The sequence below is a fragment of the Rhizobium sp. GCM10022189 genome (genome assembly GCF_042656325.1).
Taxonomy (GTDB): domain Bacteria; phylum Pseudomonadota; class Alphaproteobacteria; order Rhizobiales; family Rhizobiaceae; genus Rhizobium.
In genome coordinates this window covers 69,501-84,394 of record NZ_JBHSOR010000056.1, presented here as the reverse complement: position 1 = coordinate 84,394, position 14,894 = coordinate 69,501, and the positions used below count along the sequence as shown (strand labels likewise).

At 66.4% G+C, this 14,894-nt stretch carries 18 protein-coding genes; 6 read left to right on the top strand and 12 right to left on the bottom strand.

From position 1 onward, the window contains the following. Positions 1-3: 3 nt before the first annotated feature. From ACFPWW_RS26610 to ACFPWW_RS26595, 4 genes are read right to left on the bottom strand one after another with little or no spacing between them, the layout of a single operon-like run. Positions 4-498, bottom strand: a complete 495-nt coding sequence (locus ACFPWW_RS26610; protein WP_377314049.1) for a GNAT family N-acetyltransferase — start codon at positions 496-498, stop codon at positions 4-6. Then, a complete protein-coding gene (locus tag ACFPWW_RS26605; protein WP_377314047.1) occupies positions 495-1,604 on the bottom strand; it encodes a flavin monoamine oxidase family protein in 1,110 nt (369 codons plus the stop codon). Before ACFPWW_RS26605 ends, ACFPWW_RS26610 begins: the two co-directional genes overlap by 4 nt. Continuing rightward, a complete protein-coding gene (locus tag ACFPWW_RS26600) occupies positions 1,601-2,308 on the bottom strand; it encodes a cupin domain-containing protein (RefSeq protein ID WP_377314045.1) in 708 nt (235 codons plus the stop codon). The genes ACFPWW_RS26605 and ACFPWW_RS26600 overlap by 4 nt, the downstream gene beginning before the upstream one ends. A gap of 1 nt (position 2,309) precedes the next feature. Beyond that, the gene (locus tag ACFPWW_RS26595) at positions 2,310-3,056 is read right to left on the bottom strand and encodes an SDR family oxidoreductase (RefSeq protein ID WP_377314043.1); all 747 of its coding nucleotides are present in this window, start codon (positions 3,054-3,056) and stop codon (positions 2,310-2,312) included. A 119-nt stretch (positions 3,057-3,175) separates the two neighbouring features. Here ACFPWW_RS26595 and ACFPWW_RS26590 point away from each other — a divergent pair, with 119 nt between their 5' ends. Both ACFPWW_RS26590 and ACFPWW_RS26585 read left to right on the top strand, forming a co-directional pair. Continuing rightward, positions 3,176-4,090 carry a LysR substrate-binding domain-containing protein gene (locus tag ACFPWW_RS26590; RefSeq protein WP_377314041.1) on the top strand — a complete coding sequence of 305 codons (915 nt, stop codon included), beginning with the start codon at positions 3,176-3,178 and terminating at the stop codon, positions 4,088-4,090. 84 nt (positions 4,091-4,174) lie between these two features. Next, positions 4,175-4,807 (top strand): DapH/DapD/GlmU-related protein, encoded by a 633-nt coding sequence (locus ACFPWW_RS26585; protein WP_377314039.1) that lies wholly within the window; start codon positions 4,175-4,177, stop codon positions 4,805-4,807. 133 nt (positions 4,808-4,940) lie between these two features. On the opposite strand, the gene ACFPWW_RS26580 is transcribed toward ACFPWW_RS26585, so the two are convergent. The 7 genes from ACFPWW_RS26580 to ACFPWW_RS26550 form a co-directional block, all read right to left on the bottom strand. Next, positions 4,941-5,885 carry an MBL fold metallo-hydrolase gene (locus ACFPWW_RS26580; protein WP_112571479.1) on the bottom strand — a complete coding sequence of 315 codons (945 nt, stop codon included), beginning with the start codon at positions 5,883-5,885 and terminating at the stop codon, positions 4,941-4,943. Between the two features lie 193 nt (positions 5,886-6,078). Next, positions 6,079-6,966: a copper homeostasis membrane protein CopD gene (copD, locus tag ACFPWW_RS26575; protein ID WP_377314037.1), complete on the bottom strand. Its 888-nt coding sequence runs from the start codon at positions 6,964-6,966 to the stop codon at positions 6,079-6,081. Beyond that, complete coding sequence (copC, locus tag ACFPWW_RS26570) at positions 6,966-7,331, bottom strand: copper homeostasis periplasmic binding protein CopC (protein WP_112571475.1); 366 nt, start codon at positions 7,329-7,331, stop codon at positions 6,966-6,968. The genes copD and copC overlap by 1 nt, the downstream gene beginning before the upstream one ends. Positions 7,332-7,574: 243 nt before the next feature. After that, complete coding sequence (locus ACFPWW_RS26565) at positions 7,575-8,171, bottom strand: SCO family protein (RefSeq protein WP_377314035.1); 597 nt, start codon at positions 8,169-8,171, stop codon at positions 7,575-7,577. Beyond that, positions 8,168-9,070, bottom strand: coding sequence for a copper uptake system-associated protein (locus tag ACFPWW_RS26560; protein ID WP_377314033.1), 903 nt, complete (start codon positions 9,068-9,070; stop codon positions 8,168-8,170). Before ACFPWW_RS26560 ends, ACFPWW_RS26565 begins: the two co-directional genes overlap by 4 nt. 10 nt (positions 9,071-9,080) lie before the next feature. Beyond that, entirely contained in the window at positions 9,081-10,451 is a 1,371-nt protein-coding gene (locus ACFPWW_RS26555) for a PepSY-associated TM helix domain-containing protein (protein WP_377314031.1), read from the bottom strand. 88 nt (positions 10,452-10,539) lie between these two features. Beyond that, on the bottom strand, positions 10,540-10,947 hold the full coding sequence (locus ACFPWW_RS26550) for a hypothetical protein (protein WP_112702877.1): 408 nt from the start codon (positions 10,945-10,947) through the stop codon (positions 10,540-10,542). A 123-nt stretch (positions 10,948-11,070) separates the two neighbouring features. Between ACFPWW_RS26550 and ACFPWW_RS26545 the strand changes: the two genes are divergently transcribed. The 4 genes from ACFPWW_RS26545 to ACFPWW_RS26530 all read left to right on the top strand — a co-directional run bounded on the left by ACFPWW_RS26545 (position 11,071) and on the right by ACFPWW_RS26530 (position 13,628). Then, the gene (locus tag ACFPWW_RS26545; RefSeq protein WP_112571465.1) at positions 11,071-11,385 is read left to right on the top strand and encodes an ArsR/SmtB family transcription factor; all 315 of its coding nucleotides are present in this window, start codon (positions 11,071-11,073) and stop codon (positions 11,383-11,385) included. Then, positions 11,382-11,747, top strand: a complete 366-nt coding sequence (locus tag ACFPWW_RS26540; protein WP_112571463.1) for an SRPBCC family protein — start codon at positions 11,382-11,384, stop codon at positions 11,745-11,747. Before ACFPWW_RS26545 ends, ACFPWW_RS26540 begins: the two co-directional genes overlap by 4 nt. 209 nt (positions 11,748-11,956) lie before the next feature. Further along, a complete protein-coding gene (locus tag ACFPWW_RS26535) occupies positions 11,957-12,577 on the top strand; it encodes an ATP-dependent Clp protease proteolytic subunit (protein WP_112759498.1) in 621 nt (206 codons plus the stop codon). A 151-nt stretch (positions 12,578-12,728) separates the two neighbouring features. After that, positions 12,729-13,628 carry a LysR family transcriptional regulator gene (locus ACFPWW_RS26530; RefSeq protein ID WP_112759499.1) on the top strand — a complete coding sequence of 300 codons (900 nt, stop codon included), beginning with the start codon at positions 12,729-12,731 and terminating at the stop codon, positions 13,626-13,628. A 59-nt stretch (positions 13,629-13,687) separates the two neighbouring features. Here the strand turns inward: ACFPWW_RS26530 and ACFPWW_RS26525 are convergent, their stop codons facing one another. Continuing rightward, entirely contained in the window at positions 13,688-14,746 is a 1,059-nt protein-coding gene (locus tag ACFPWW_RS26525) for an NAD(P)-dependent alcohol dehydrogenase (protein WP_112571457.1), read from the bottom strand. Between the last annotated feature and the right edge of the window lie 148 nt (positions 14,747-14,894).

The window sequence follows — 14,894 nt, the reverse complement described above, 5'->3', positions numbered from 1 at the left end:
CTGCTAGAGGTCCATCACCATCTCGTGCCAGGCCATGCCGCCGTGTTCCGATGCGGAAGGCCTGACATAGCGATAGCCCATCTTCTCGTAGAGCGGCACGTGCTGCCCCTTGCACATGAGATGGATGCGCGCCTTGCCCATGTCCTTCATCTGCGCGACGAAGCGGTTCATCAGCAGTTTCGCATATCCCTTGCCCTGTTCGGCCGGATCGACCACGACCGACATGATGACGACATTCAGGGCCTGCGGATCGTGCCCGACCAGTTCCTTGAACGCCTCGTCCGACATGACGACATCGTGGGCGCAGCCGCTGTTGATGAAGCCTGCGATCCTCCCGCCCGCCTCAAGCAGAAGAAAGCCCTGCGGATATTCCGCGATCCGGGTCCGGATCTTGTCCAGGGTCGCGGCCTCCTCCCCTTCATAGGCGGAGGTTTCGATCTCGAAGCACCGCGCCGCGTCGTCGAGGACCGGCTGGCGGAAGGAATATTCGGCTGTCATTCGGAAGTCCTGACCTGTTGCGAAAGATAGTCGGCGATCGCCCGCCTGGCCGCCGTCACCGCACCCGACAGGTAGCCGGGCTCGGAATCGCTCGTTTCGCTGCCGGCCAGGCTAAGGCGCTGCCGCCACGGCCCCGTCACCCAGGCCCCGTCCCGGACGACGGGATGGCCGGCGGCCACGAGGTCCTGCCGTGTCGCGGTCAGCGGATCGGCCGCCCAATCCTTGAGCAGAGTCGCCCGCGCATGTCGAGCCGCAGCCCCGAACAAGCGTTCGAGCTGCGCAAGGCAGGCGGCCTTCAACGCCTCCTCGCCGATTTCGGCGCGCTGCTGCGCCGCCACGCCGAGAAAGCCGAACAGGGCCGCCTTGCCGGAAGCCGTCGTGGCATCGTGGATTTCCACCATCGGCCCGACCATGCTCTGGGCGGTCCCGGAAAGACCGGCACGCCGCCAGAACGGCTGATCGTAGATCGCGAAGAACTTGGCGTGCGGCGCCATCCAGGTCGGCGTATCCCGCCAGCGCTTCGCGGTCGCGCTGTCCTGCGCCGGCGTGAAGGATACGGAAGCCTCCAGCAGTCGCGGCGGCAGGGCGGCGATGACATGGCCGGCCTCGATCGCCTGCTGCGCCGCCTCCCCGCCCCGGATGGTGATCCGCACGCCGCGCTCCGTCAGTTCCATCGCTGTCGCCCCGCGCCCCAGCAGCACCCGCTCCGGCGGCAGCTCGCGGGCAATGGCGCGCAGGCCGGCGGCCGTCCCGCCGGAGATCCGCATGGATTGCTGCTCCTGCGCCGTCGGCCGGTATCGCTGCGGCCTCTCCCGCGACATCCGCTCGAAGACGACGTCGCCCTCGCTGTTTTGCGCAAAGGCGGCAAGACCGGCTTCCGATACCAGCTCGGCCATGGCCGGCTGCATCTGCGGCCAGTACCAGGACGGGCCGAGATCGAAACCGTCCTCGCTCGGCAGTCCCGAGCCGTCCGCCGTCAGGATACGCCCGCCGATGCGCTCGCGCGCCTCGATGACGAGGACGTCGATCCCGGCAGCGTGCAGGCCCCTTGCCGCGTAGAGGCCCGCAAGCCCCGCACCGACGACGACAACCTCATGGAACTTCATCGGGATTTCTCCTCCGCCTCCGCCGCGCTCTCGAAGGGGCAGACATCGTCGTGCAGCAGCTTGCCGGCCTTCATCCAGACGCGGGCGCCGCCCTCTCCGGCCGTCGCATGAAGCGGTTGGCCGGCCGGCAGGCGCAGCCATGTCCACCGGTCGAGCACATCGCCGCTCTCCGTGAAATCGCCGGACAGGACCAGCAGTTCGAGGCCGTCGGGATTTTCCACTTCGACCGTCCCGCCGGCCTGCCAGTCCTCCAGCAGCACGCGCTCGCCGTCTCCGTCAAACAGCACTTTCGATGACGCCGCGCCGGGGCGAAGGCGCCAAGACCCTCCCTCTCCCGGAAGCCTTACGATCCTCTCGCCGTCGCCCTGCCTGAACTGCCACAGTTTCACAAAGATGACGCAGCCGCCGTCGCTGCCCGGCGCATGGCCGGTTCCGGGAGGATTGCGCACGTAGCTTCCTGCCGGAAAGTCGCCGCTCTCGTCCTGGAACGTGCCGTCGAGAACCAGGAACTCCTCGCCGCCCGGATGTTCGTGACGGGCAAAACGGCTGCCGGCGGCATAACGCACGATCGATGTGGCGCGCGCCTTCTCCGCGCCGATGCGAAACAGCATGCGCCGGTCCACGCCCCTGGCGGGGCTCGCTATCCAGTCGATGCGCTCGGCATGGACAAGCGCACGCCGGCTGAAGTCTCCGTTGATCAACATCTCACAGCTCCGATCTGCCGCCGTCGATGACGATTTCCGCGCCCAGCATGTAGGCGGAAGCATCGCTTGCGAGGAAGAGCACGGCGGCCGCCACCTCCTCGGGCCGGCCCATGCGCCCGGCCGGCACCTGGCTGCCGACCCGCGCCGCATAGGCCCTGAAGTCTTCCTCCGTCTGGCCTTTCCCGCGGTGGATCGGCGTTTCGATCGCGCCGGGGCTGACGGCATTGACCCTGATCCTCCGGTCGAGCAGCTCTGCCGACATGGTCCTCGCGAAGGATCGCACGGCCGCCTTCGAGGCGGACAGGATGGCGCGTCCGGGCGTGCCGACCTGGTTGAGCCAGGACGTGTTGAGGATGATCGAGCCGCCGTCGCGCATGAGCGGCAGCACCGCCTGCACGGTGAAGAACACGCCTTTCACATTCGTGTCCATGATCGCATTGTAGGTCGCCTCGTCGGCGGTGGCGAGCGGCGTGCCCAACGCCACGCCGGCATTGGCAAATACGATGTCGATCGGCGCAAAAGCGCCTTCGAGAGCGGCCCGCATCCTCGCCAGGTCGGCGAGCGACGATACGTCGGCCCGGATCGCCAGGACCTCCTCGCCGAGTTCGCGCCGGGCGGCAGCAAGCCGCTGCACCGACCGGCCCGTGATCGCGACCCGCGCGCCCTGGTCCCTGAGCATCCTTGCCGTCGCCAGGCCGATCCCGCTCGATCCGCCCGTCACCAGCGCTGTCCTGCCGTCAAATGTCATATCCGCACCTCTTTCCGGAAGACCACGGATGAAGGTTTTCGGTTGCAAGGGCCAGGCAAACGGACGATACCGGAAAGAAAGAAAATCTTTGTCAGGCAAGATCGGGAGACGGGTTGCGCATGAGGAACCTTACAAGGCTCAAATCCCTGCAGGCGCTCGAAGCTTCGGCCAGGCACGGCAGCTTTGTCGGCGCGGCAGGCGAGCTTGACGTCACCCCGCCCGCCGTCGGCCAGCTTGTCCGCTCGCTGGAGGACTGGGTGGGCTACCCGCTCTTTCGCCGGGCGCGCGCGGGCGCCGAACGCCTGACCCCGGTCGACGAAGCCTCCGACGCGCTGGAGGATATCGCGCAGGGCCTCGATCTCCTGGAATCCGGCCTCAACAAGCTGCGCGGCCGCAAGGCCCGCTCGGTCGTCGTCGTCACCGCGTCGCAGGCGCTGGTTGCCAACTGGGTGCTTGGCCGTCTCGACGATTTTGCCGCCCGCCACCCCAATATCGACGTCCGGCTCGACGTCTCGGACCGGATCATCGATCTCGCGCAGGGCGAGGCCGATATCGGCATCCGCTGCGGCCTCGGCAACTGGAAGGGCGTGAAATCCACCTTCCTGATGGGCGAGGAAATCATCGCGGTCTGCAACAGGTCGCTGCTGCCGCGGGATCGCCCGGCAACGGCCGGCTGGATGTCCGAACAGACCCTGATCCACGACGGCACGCCCCACCCCGACGGCGATTTCCCGGCATGGCGCGACTGGCTCGCCCGCGCCGGGGCAAACCAGCCGCCGGAAGACGGCGGCCTGAAGATCAACTCGACCGCGGCCGTCATTCAGGCCGCCATCGCCGCGCGCGGCATCGCCCTCGTCAGGAAGGCGCTGGTGGCGCGGGAACTGGAAGGCGGCCGCCTCGTCCATCTCCTGCCCGAGATCCGCTGGCCCGTGAAATGGGCCTATTTCGCCGCCGCATCCGCCAAGACCCTGCGCCGATCCGAAGTGGCCGCCTTTCACGACTGGCTGGCCTCAAAGGGTGTCGAAAGCCGGTGAAACCTTCGAAGCTGCGGCGGTCAAGTCCGCGTCACATATCCTTCATCCTCCCCGGCTAGGCAGGCCGGAATCCGGAGATTGCCCATGGATAAGTCCGCCCAGCCAAACCGCCCCAAGATTGCCGAAACCGTCATCCACCCGACGGCCAGCATCCGCGATTCCAGCATCGGCAGATGCTGCGAGATCCTGCAAGATACCGCCCTGCACACGGTCGACCTCGGGGATTATTCCTATCTCGGCCAGCGCTGCATTCTCGCCGACGCGACGGTCGGCAGGTTCTGCGCCATTGCCGCCGAAGTCAGGATCGGCGCGCCCAACCACCCGATGGACCGCCCCTCGATGCACCGCTTCACCTATTGCCCGGAATATTATTCGGCCGATGCCGTGCGCGACCATGCCTTCTTCGCCGGGCGGAAGGCCGCCCGCGCCGTCATCGGCAACGATGTCTGGATCGGCCACGGCGTCATCGTGCTGCCCGGCGTCACGGTCGGGGACGGCGCGGTTCTGGCGGCCGGTGCCGTCGTCACCAGGGATGTCGAACCCTATACGATCGTCGGCGGCGTTCCCGCCAAATTCATCCGCGAGCGCTTCTCGCGCAAGGTTGCGGAAAAACTTGCCGCCATCGCCTGGTGGGACTGGCCGTTCGAGACCATCATGGAGCGGCTTGCCGAGTTTCAGTCCAGCGATATCGAGGCCTTCTGCGAGCGCTGGGCCTGAGCTGCGGCATCGGCCGGAAACCGCAACGGATTCCCGAAGCGGAACGAGGCCCGGCATTTGCCGGACCTCGCAGGTCGAGAAGCATAGGCGCCGCACCCCGCCATGACGGCCTGCTGCGGCGGCCCGACAGCGGTCAGTAATCCCAGAAGATCGGCACCCAGCGAAAGGCGTCGCCGTCGACGGCCACATGGCCGATGGAGGGAAACGGCAGGTGGGTCGCCACCAGCAGTTCGCCCGTCGCCGCCAGCTCGCGCAGAAGCCGGACGCGGACTCGGGCCGCCTCTTCCGGGTCGTGCTCGAAACCGTTGAACCAGTCGGGATGCTCGAACCCGACGGCGAATATGGCGTCGCCGGCAAACATCAGCTTGTCGCCGCCGGAGGCCACGCGGACCACGCTATGGCCGGGCGTATGTCCGCCGGTGCGGGAGACGACGACGCCCGGCGCCACTTCGTGCTCCTCGTCGAACGTCCGCAGCTGGCCCTCATATTCCGCGCGGAAGCGCTTGGCGGCGGCCCGAAGCGCATCCGGGAAGCCCGGCGGCATGGCAACATGGGAGAAATCGGGCGCTTCCCAGAACTTGACCTCGGCGGCCGCGACGTGGATCCGCAGGTCCTTGCGCAGGCGTTGCTTCACCCCTTCGACCAGCAGCCCGCCGACATGATCCATATGCATATGGGTCAGCACGACGTCGGTCACGGAGCCGAGATCGATGCCTGCGGCCTCCAGTCGCTTGATCAGCTGCCCGGCCCGCGGCAGGTTCAGGTCCGGGTCGATGCCCAGCCCGGCATCGACGAGAATGGTCTGGGCGCCGCTGCGCACCACGACCACGTTCAGCGACCAGTCGAAAGCGTCGGGCGGCAGGAACATGTCGCCCAGCCAGCCGGCGCGCACGGCGGCGTCGACATTGTGCCCCAGCATGGTGGTCGGCAGCGGCAGCACCCCGTCGCTGACCACCATCACCTCGATATCGCCGATATTAAGCGCATAACGCGACGGAACCGGATCGCCGGGCCTGGCTACGACGGAAGGCGCCCGTTGCGGCTCCGTGCTACGGGCTTTTGTTTCTGACTGCGACATGATGCGCTCCTCTATTGTGTGGACACCAGCCTGTCACCCTCCGTCCGGTCATGCGCTGACGCTGCATACCGTCGTGAGACCGGCGCTCGAACCTCGTGTTTCCGTTCTCTGGTGACGGCACGCGAAAGGTACAGCCGCGCCTGCGCGCCGGTAATCCAAACATAGGTTCTAGAACCGGCCCGTGGGGGCGCGTTCAGCCGGCAACCGGCTCCAGCGTGCCGAACCAGGCAACGAGCGCGACAATGCCGAGGGCAAGCACGATCTCCGCCACGGTTCCGGCAAGAAGCGCGCTCGCGGCCCGGCGCGAGCGGCCGATGCGCGCCACCAGCCCGTAGCGGTTGGACAGCGCAATCAGCACCATCAGCAGGGCGAGCGCCATCTTCAGGCAGAGCAGCCGCTGATAGGCAACGCTCCAGTCGAGCGGCAACCCGCCGATGATGAGGAGGCCGTTTGCCGCGCCGGAGAGAATGACCAGCGCCACGGCCACATGCCCCGCCGCCGAAAAACGGATCAGCGCCGTGCGCGCCTCGCCCGCCACCGCCGCATCGCCAAGCCGGGCAAGCACGAGCGCGACGGGAACCAGCGCCCCGACCCAGGCGCCGCCCGCAAGCACATGCAGCACGTCGTTGCCCCCCTGCAGCAGCCGCAGCCAGCCGTCGTTCATGGCCGCATGGCCGGTCAGCGCCAGGCCGCAGAGCATGAGCGCGCCGGCAATTGCCGTTGCGGCAGGCTTTTGCCGTAACGGCAGCAATGTCACCGCAAGGAGAAGAGCGGCAGATCCCGCCTGCCAGGCCCAGGCGGCGCCGATGGAAGTCCCCGTCAGCACCGCCGCCATGATGGCCCGGTCCAGCCCGTCCGCCCAGCCGTTGCCCAGCATGGCGCAGCGCACCGGCAGCAGCGCCAGCGTGGCGGTGACAGCAAGCGCCACCGCCGCGATGCGCCACGGCCCGAGCCTGGCCCAGAGGCTGCCGCGCAGCCCCTCGGGCACGAGCAGCCACAGATAGGCCGCGCTGCCCCAGAGGAACAGGCTCGCCGCGTCGAAGGCGAAACGGCAGGCGATATTGGCCGTATCCGGTGTCATCAGGGCTTTACGGTGAAGCTGAACGAACCGTTGGTCTTGTGCCCGTCGGCCGAAAGCACGTGCCAGTCGACGCTGTAGCTGCCGGGCGCGAGCTTGCCGGATACCGGCACCATCAGCACCTTGTCGCCCTCCATCAGCATGGGCTCGCCGAGCTTGACCTCGCCCTTATCCGGGCCGGTCACGGTCACACCGCTGAATTTGAGGTCGAGCGCTTCGCTGAAGGTCAGGTCGAGTTCGCCGGGAGAGGCGACGGCGGCCTTGTCGGCTGGCTCGGAGCCCTGCAGATGCGCGTGCGCAAGCGCCTGGCCGGCAAAGGCGATGCTTGCAAGGGCGGCGACGGAGAGGATGCGGGTCAGTCTGGACATCAGATCATGCCTTTCGTTTGGGTGGGACAGGCGACGGCGCATGGCCCTTTCGAGATTAGACAGTCGGGGAGCGGATTTATTCCGCATCGTGCCGCCATTTTCCGGGAACCTCCCCTTTTGCGCGACGTCATCGCCGGGCCCGTCCCGAGGATCGGCATCGGCCCGCGGCAGATCCCTCGGGACAGGCCCGAGGAACGCGCCGCATAAGGCTGGCATCTGCGAGCGACGAACCCGTTCACCATCTCACGTCCCCTCGCCGAGGAGCACGTCGCGGATCTTCCTCAGCGCCTCGTCGCGATCGGCCCCGTAGGGGATCAGCCCTTTCAGCCGCCCGTCGGCGCCGATCAGCAGCAGCGAGACCGTATGGCTCATGTGATAGTTGCCGTCCTCGGCCGGCAGTTTCTCCGCATGGATGAACCAGCCGTCGGAAACCTTCTTCATCTCCTGCGGCGTGCCGGTAATGCCGGTGATGCGGCTGGAAAAGGCGGTGACGTAATCGTGCATCACCGCCTGCGTGTCGCGCTCCGGATCGATGGAGAAGAAATAGGCCCTCAGCGCCCGGCCCCGCTCGCCGAGCGTCGCCAGCCAGTCCGCCACCTCGTAAAGCGTCGTCGGGCAGGCTTGCGGGCAATGGGTATAGCCGAAATAGACGAGCGCCGGATGGCCCCTGAAGATCGACTGGTCGACCGCGTTGCCCCGGTCGTCGACCAGCGAAAACCGCGCGTCGAACGGCCCCGTGCGCGGCTCAGAAAGATAGAGCGACAGCACGAGCGCAACCAGCGCGCCGACAAAGGCCGCACTTGCGGCAAGGCCGGAAACGGCAAGGGTGCGCGCGCTCATTGGCCGTGCCCCTCATGCCCGCCCTGGCCGGCCCCGTCCGCGGCGGCCGCCATCGTCACGGTGCCCTCGAAGCTCGCAAACAGCGCCAGCACTTCGGGATCGAGCCCTGCTTCCGCCGCCGCCAGATCGGCCGAGAGCGCCGCGGCATCCTCGGCCGAAAGCCCCGCCTTCTCCAGCGCCGCCGCCTGCCTGATGGCGTCGCCGCTGCACAGAACGAGGCTCCAGCCGTGATGGCCCTGTTTCATAAGCGCCCGCCCGCCGCGCCCGTCCTGCTGCCAGCCGGCAATCGCAAAGCCGTTGCGCACGACCACCGGCAGCACGGTCAGCGGCTTGTCCGGCCGCTCGAACATCGTCTTCAGCACCGCCGGGATCGCTTCCTGCGGCGGCGGCCCGTCCATGTCCATGCCATCCATGCCGGGCATGCTGCCGTGATCCATGCCCGCACCGGTACCGCCGACATCGTCGAGCGGCCCGGCAATCCGGCCGACGGCAAAATCGACCGCGATCTCGCCGGCCTTCTCGAAGCGCAGCACCGCCCGGATCGTCTCGCCCTGTTTGAAGGGCTTTGCCACGTCCTGGAACATCAGGTGGTAGTTGGGTTCGAGCGTCACCGTCTGGCCGGCCGGAATGGCAAGCCCGCCCTTCAGCTCGCGCATGGTCATGATGCCGTTCGCCATCGTCATCTGGTGCAGCTGCACGCTGCCGGCGCGCTCGGAACGTGCGCCAACCAGCCGGTCCGGCGCGCTGCCGCCATTGGTGATGACAAGATAGCCGTCGCCGACCCTGGCGCCCGGCACCATGGAATGCGAGGCCGCATGGTCGATGCGGATCGTATCCTGTGCGGCCGCCGCCGTTGCGATCAGCAGACCGGCAAGAAGAGAAACCGTCGTCTTCATCATCCCCTCCTCCTCAGGCAAAGGCGCGCTTCAGCGGCGGCACGAAGCGGATCACCATCTGGTCGAAGGCGATCATCAGCAGGATCATCAGGCCGCTCATCGGAAAGGCGACGGCGAAGGCGAGCACGATGGTCCACAGCCCGAAATAGACCGAGCGCCGCGGCGGCATGGGCGGCACGCCGACCCGCCCCGCCGGCCGCCGCTTCCACCACATGACGATGCCGGTCACGCAGGAAAGGATGATGGCAAGGCAGGTCGCCAGCATCAGCAGCTGGTTCACGAGCCCGAATTCCTGCCCCTGATGCACGTTGATGCCCCATTCGATCGCCCGGCCGAGGAACGGATACTGGCCGAAGGAGAGATCGACGAGCGGCCTGCCGGAATACTGGTCGATATGAACGGTGCGCTCGTTGCTCAGGTCGTCGGGATAGATCGCCGCCGTATAGACGCCGGTCTCGCTGCCGGGAACGGCAAGATCGAAGCCCGGCGCCATGCCGAGGCCGCGCGCGATCTCCACCGCCCGGTCAAGCCCGATCGGCTTCTTCGACTGCGCGGCGGCAATCTCCGACAGCGGCACCGGCGCCTTCTCGACGATCCAGCCGGCCTTGGGCAGGATGTCTTCCGTCACCTTCTGCGATTTCGGCACGGCATCCCACAGCTGCACCGGATAGCCGAGGCCGTGGTTCGTCAGCCAGGCATTGGCATTGGCGCCCCAATAGCCCGACCAGGGCATGCCGGTCATCGCCAGGAAGAAGATCAGGATGCCGGCAAAGGCGCCCGTCACCGCATGCAGGTCCCGCCAGAAGACCCGCCGCGACGGCCTGCCGCGCACCGTGACAACCCCGCCGGCCTGCCGCCGCGGCCACCACAGATAGATGCCGGTCACGACCAGCACCATGGCGAAGCCGCCGGTGATTTCGATCAGCTTGTTCGCCGTCTCGCCGAAAAGCGCCAGGCTGTGGATGCGCTTGACGACATAGTTGAACTCCTCCGTCGTGCCCACCTTGTCCAGCACCGCGCCGTCATAGGGATTGACGAAGACCAGGCTCGCGCCGGCATCGGTCGAGACGGTGACGATGGCCGAGCGGTCGCGGCCGGCCGGGTCCTTGTAGGAACTCGCGACCGAGCCGGGAACGGCGGCCGCGGCGATCTCGGCGATCTTCTGCGGCGAAAGCCGCTCGCCGCCCGGCGCGACGATATAGCGATAGGCAAAGACCGTATCGTTGATCTCGTCCTTGAACAGGTAGAGCGAGCCGGTAACGGCAAGGTTCAGCAGGAAGGGAATGACGAGCAGGCCGGCAAAGAAATGCCAGCGCCAGATGGCGCGATAGAGCGAAACGCCCGATACGGCGTCTTCTGCCTCGGCGGCAGCGATTGTAGACATGGAAATGGATCCGGATCCCCGGCCGGCGGCATCAATGCGGCCCGGCCATGATTGCAGGACGCATCACGGCCTGGGCCGCAATGCGGGTTCAGGCAAGGATCGGATTTGCAGGCGGGGCGCGCGGCCCGGTATTCGGCGGGAAAAGCGCGCGACGGAAGGCTTCCGCGCGGCGCGGCAGCTCTACCGTCAGCACGAAGCCCATGGGCGCGCCGGTAATGTCGGCCGGCTGCGGCAGCAGCACGGAAGCGCCGATGCGGCAGGCTTCGCACGGATTGAGATGGGCGATCTTGCCGTGTTCCTTGCCGCTGTCGTCGGTCACGGTCACGCAGAGCGTCGGCAGCGTGCCGTCGGGCAGCACATATTGGGCAAGGGCGGCGGGGCTGAGGTCGTTCGCGGCGGCGGCGGGAAGCTGATGCGCAAAGCCGACGAAAACGAGCGCGATGGCGCACAGAGCGCGCACCAGCCATTGCTCGATCCTGTCCAGCCGACCTTGCATCTTTCCCCTATCCCCGCAGGCGTCGCCCCCCTGATAGCGGCATCCGCGGCAAAGCTCAATGCGGCATTCGCGCACCATCGACGCCTCTTGCGAATCGCATAAGTACGTGCTTATGTGTTGTCCATGATGGAACATGAGATTTTCCGCGCGCTCGCCGACCCGACCCGCCGCTCGATCTTCGAGAAGCTGGCGGCCGGCCGCATGAATGCCAGCGCGCTGCGCCAGGGCATGGAGATCAGCCAGCCGGCAATGTCCCAGCATCTTGCCGTGCTTCGGGAGGCAAGGCTGGTGCGCGAACAGAAGGAGGGCCGTTTCGTGAATTACGAAGTCGATCCGGACGGCCTCGCCCTCATCGCCCAATGGCTGGCGAAATACCGCGCCTACTGGCCGGCCCGCATCGATGCTCTCAGGCTCTTGCTGAAGGATATGGACCAATGAACGACGTGAAGGCCAGGGCGCGGGCTCGGGAAAGCGGCATCGTCCAGCAATATGAGCTGGATGCGCCGCCGGAAAAGGTCTGGCGGGCGATCAGCATTGCGGAATTCCGCGAGAAATGGCTGCCGAAGGAAGCCCTTGCCGATCCGCAATCCGTCTGCGAAACGCCGGGCCGGGAAATCCGCTACAGGTTGCGCGACGATGCCCCGCCCCATCTCGAAAGCACCGTCACCTTCACGATCGCCCCGAACGCTTCGGGCGGAACCAGCCTGCGGATCGTCCACGAGCTGACCGGCGCGACTTTCGAGCGGCTGGCAAAAACCGTCGCCAACGGCAACAGCCCGATGCTCATGCTCGCCGCCTGACGCGGCAGGCCTGCCCGAACCGATTTTCCAAAGCATGTCGCGCAAAAGTGTAAAGCGGTTTTGCGGCAACGACATGCGTCAGACAAAAGCATGTCGCGCAGGACCGTGCAGCGGTCTTGCGATGGCGACATGCGTCCAACAAAGCATGTCGCGCAAAAGTGTGAAGCGGTTTTGCGGTGCCGACATGCGTCCAACAAAGGAGTTCGCCGATGCGCGAAGCGATGCAGCTCGTCCCCATGGTCGTAGAACAGTCCTCGAGAGGGGAACGGTCCTTCGACATCTATTCCCGCCTCCTGCGCGAGCGGATCATCTTTCTGAACGGCGAGATCAACGATGCGGTTTCCGCCCTCGTCTGCGCCCAGCTTCTGTTTCTCGAAGCCGAAAATCCGAAGAAGCCGATCAATCTCTACATCAACTCGCCGGGCGGCGTCGTCACCAGCGGTTTTGCCATGTACGACACGATGCGCTTCATCCGCGCGCCGGTCCACACGCTCTGCATGGGAACGGCCCGCTCCATGGGCTCGTTCCTGCTGATGGCCGGCCAGCCGGGAGAAAGGGCGGCGCTGCCCAATGCCAGCATTCTCATCCACCAGCCCCTCGGCGGCTTCCAGGGGCAGGCGTCCGACATTCTCATTCATGCCGAGGAGATCCGCAAGATCAAGCAGCGCATGACCGGCCTCTACGCGCACCATTGCGGGCGATCCTATGACGAGTTCGAGACCGCCATGGACCGCGACCGCTTCCTGACGGCCGAAGAGGCCCTCGAATGGGGCCTGATCGACCGCATCCTGCAGGAGCGCGAAGAGATGGCGGAGGCCGCGCCGCTATAGCCGCCGGCCGCAGACCTGCCGCCCGCCCGTCAGCTGCCGGATTTCAGCGCCGTGTCGCAAGGCTCCACGGCCTTGCGCACCCCCTCGCCGCCGCCCTAGATAGATGAGCAAGTCCCAGCAATCCCGCTCCGCTTCTGAATCCGGGCCAATAATGAAACGCCACGATTTCGATGATCTCGCCGCCTTCGTCATCGTCGCCGAGGAGCGCAGCTTCACCCGCGCCGCCGCCCGGCTCGGCATTTCCTCCTCGGGCCTCAGCCACATGATGCGCCAGCTGGAGGAGCGGCTCGGCATGCGGCTTCTTGCCCGCACCACCCGCAGCGTGGCGACCACAGAGGCCGGCGAGCGCCTGCTCCTCACCCTCCAGCCCGCCTTTGCCGAGATCAACCGCGGCCTGCAGGAGCTTGGCAGTCTCAGGGAAAAGCCCTCCGGCACCGTGCGCATCACCGCCGGCAAACATGCCGCGACATCGCTTGTCATGCCCATCCTGCCGCAGTTTCACCGTACCTATCCGGATATCCGCGTGGAACTCATCGTCGGCGACCGGTTCGAGGATATCGTCGCCTCGCGCTTCGATGCCGGCATCCGTTTCGGCGAGCGTATCGACAAGGATATGGTCGGCCTGCGCATCGGCCCGGATATCCGCGCCGCCGTCGTCGGCTCGCCGGATTATTTCGCCCGCTATCCGGTGCCGCTGACCCCGGCCGATCTCGCCGGCCACGATTGCGTGACCTATTACATGGCCTCGATGGGCGGCCCCTATGCCTGGGAATTCGAGGAGAACGGCCGCGATATCGAGGTGAAAGTATCGGGCAGTTTCATGGTCAACGATTCCGACATGATGGTCGAGGCGGCGCTGTCGGGCTCCGGCCTCGTCTATGTCTTCGAGGAATTCGCCGCCGAACATATCAGGAGCGGCCGGCTGGTCCGCGTGCTGGAGGATTACTGCACGCCCTTCACCGGCTATTCCCTCTACTATCCGAGCCGGCGACAGATGCCGCCGGCCCTTTCGGTCTTCATCGAGGCGCTGCGCGCCATCCCCAGGCGCTAGCGCATGTCGCACAAAAGCGTGCAGCGGTTTTGTGGTAACGACATGCGAAAACAGGAACGTCAGGCAGCCTGCGCGGCCGGCATCGTCGCCATGTCGATGACGAAACGGTAGCGCACGTCGCCGCGCTCCAGCCGCTCGAATGCCTTGGCGATATCGCCCATGGCGATCGTCTCGCATTCCGGCAGGATGTTCTTGCGGCCGCAGAAATCCAGCATCTCCTGCGTCTGCCGGATGCCGCCGCTCGGCGTGCCGGCAATGCGCCGCCGCCCCATGATCAGCGGCAGGTTGGAGAATTTCGGCGTATCGACCAGCGAACCGGCAATGACCAGCGTGCCGTCGGAATCGAGCGTATTGAGATAGGGGCCGAGATCGTGCTCGTAGGGCACGGTATCGATAATCAGGTCGAAGGCGAAGGCGGCCGCCTCCATCTGCGCCGCATCGGTCGACAGCAGCACCTTGTCGGCGCCGAGTTCGCGCGCCGTGCCGATCTTGCCCGGCGAGCGCGTCAGCACCGTGACCTCGGCCCCGAGCGCGGCGGCGAATTTCACGGCCAGATGCCCGAGCCCGCCAAGCCCGATCACGCCCACCCGGCTGCCGGGGCCGACATTCCAGGTGCGCAGCGGCGAATAGGTGGTGATCCCGGCGCAGAGCAGCGGCCCGACCCGCGCAAGATCCAGGCCGTCAGGCACGCTGAGAACGAATTCCTCGCGCACGACGATATGGTCGGAATAGCCGCCATAGGTGGTCTCGCCGGTAATGCGGTCCTGCCCGTTATAGGTGACGGTCACGCCCTTGTAGCACATCTGCTCTTCGTTGCGCCGGCAGTTGGGGCATTCCATGCAGCTGTCGACGATCGTGCCGACGGCAACCTTGTCGCCCGCCCTGAAGCGCGACACGGCGCTGCCGACGGCCGACACCCGCCCGACGATCTCGTGACCCGGCACGACGGGATAGGCCGAAAAGCCCCAGTCGTTGCGGGCCATGTGCAGGTCCGTGTGGCAGACCCCGCAATAGAGAATATCGATCGCCACGTCTTCCGGACGCAACGCGCGGCGATCGAAGGAGAAAGGTTGCAACGGCGTGTTCGCATCCGTTGCGGCAAATCCTGATGTTCTCAATGGCTTGTCCCTTGCAAATCTGTTGGAAACGGAGGCGCCTCCAGACGCCTGACGGGATATAGCGCGGGCCGATTATCCGGATTAGCGGCGCAATACGGGAAAGGCTTGTGAGCGGGATTCAGCAATCGGCTGCGCCGCGCTGGCCGCC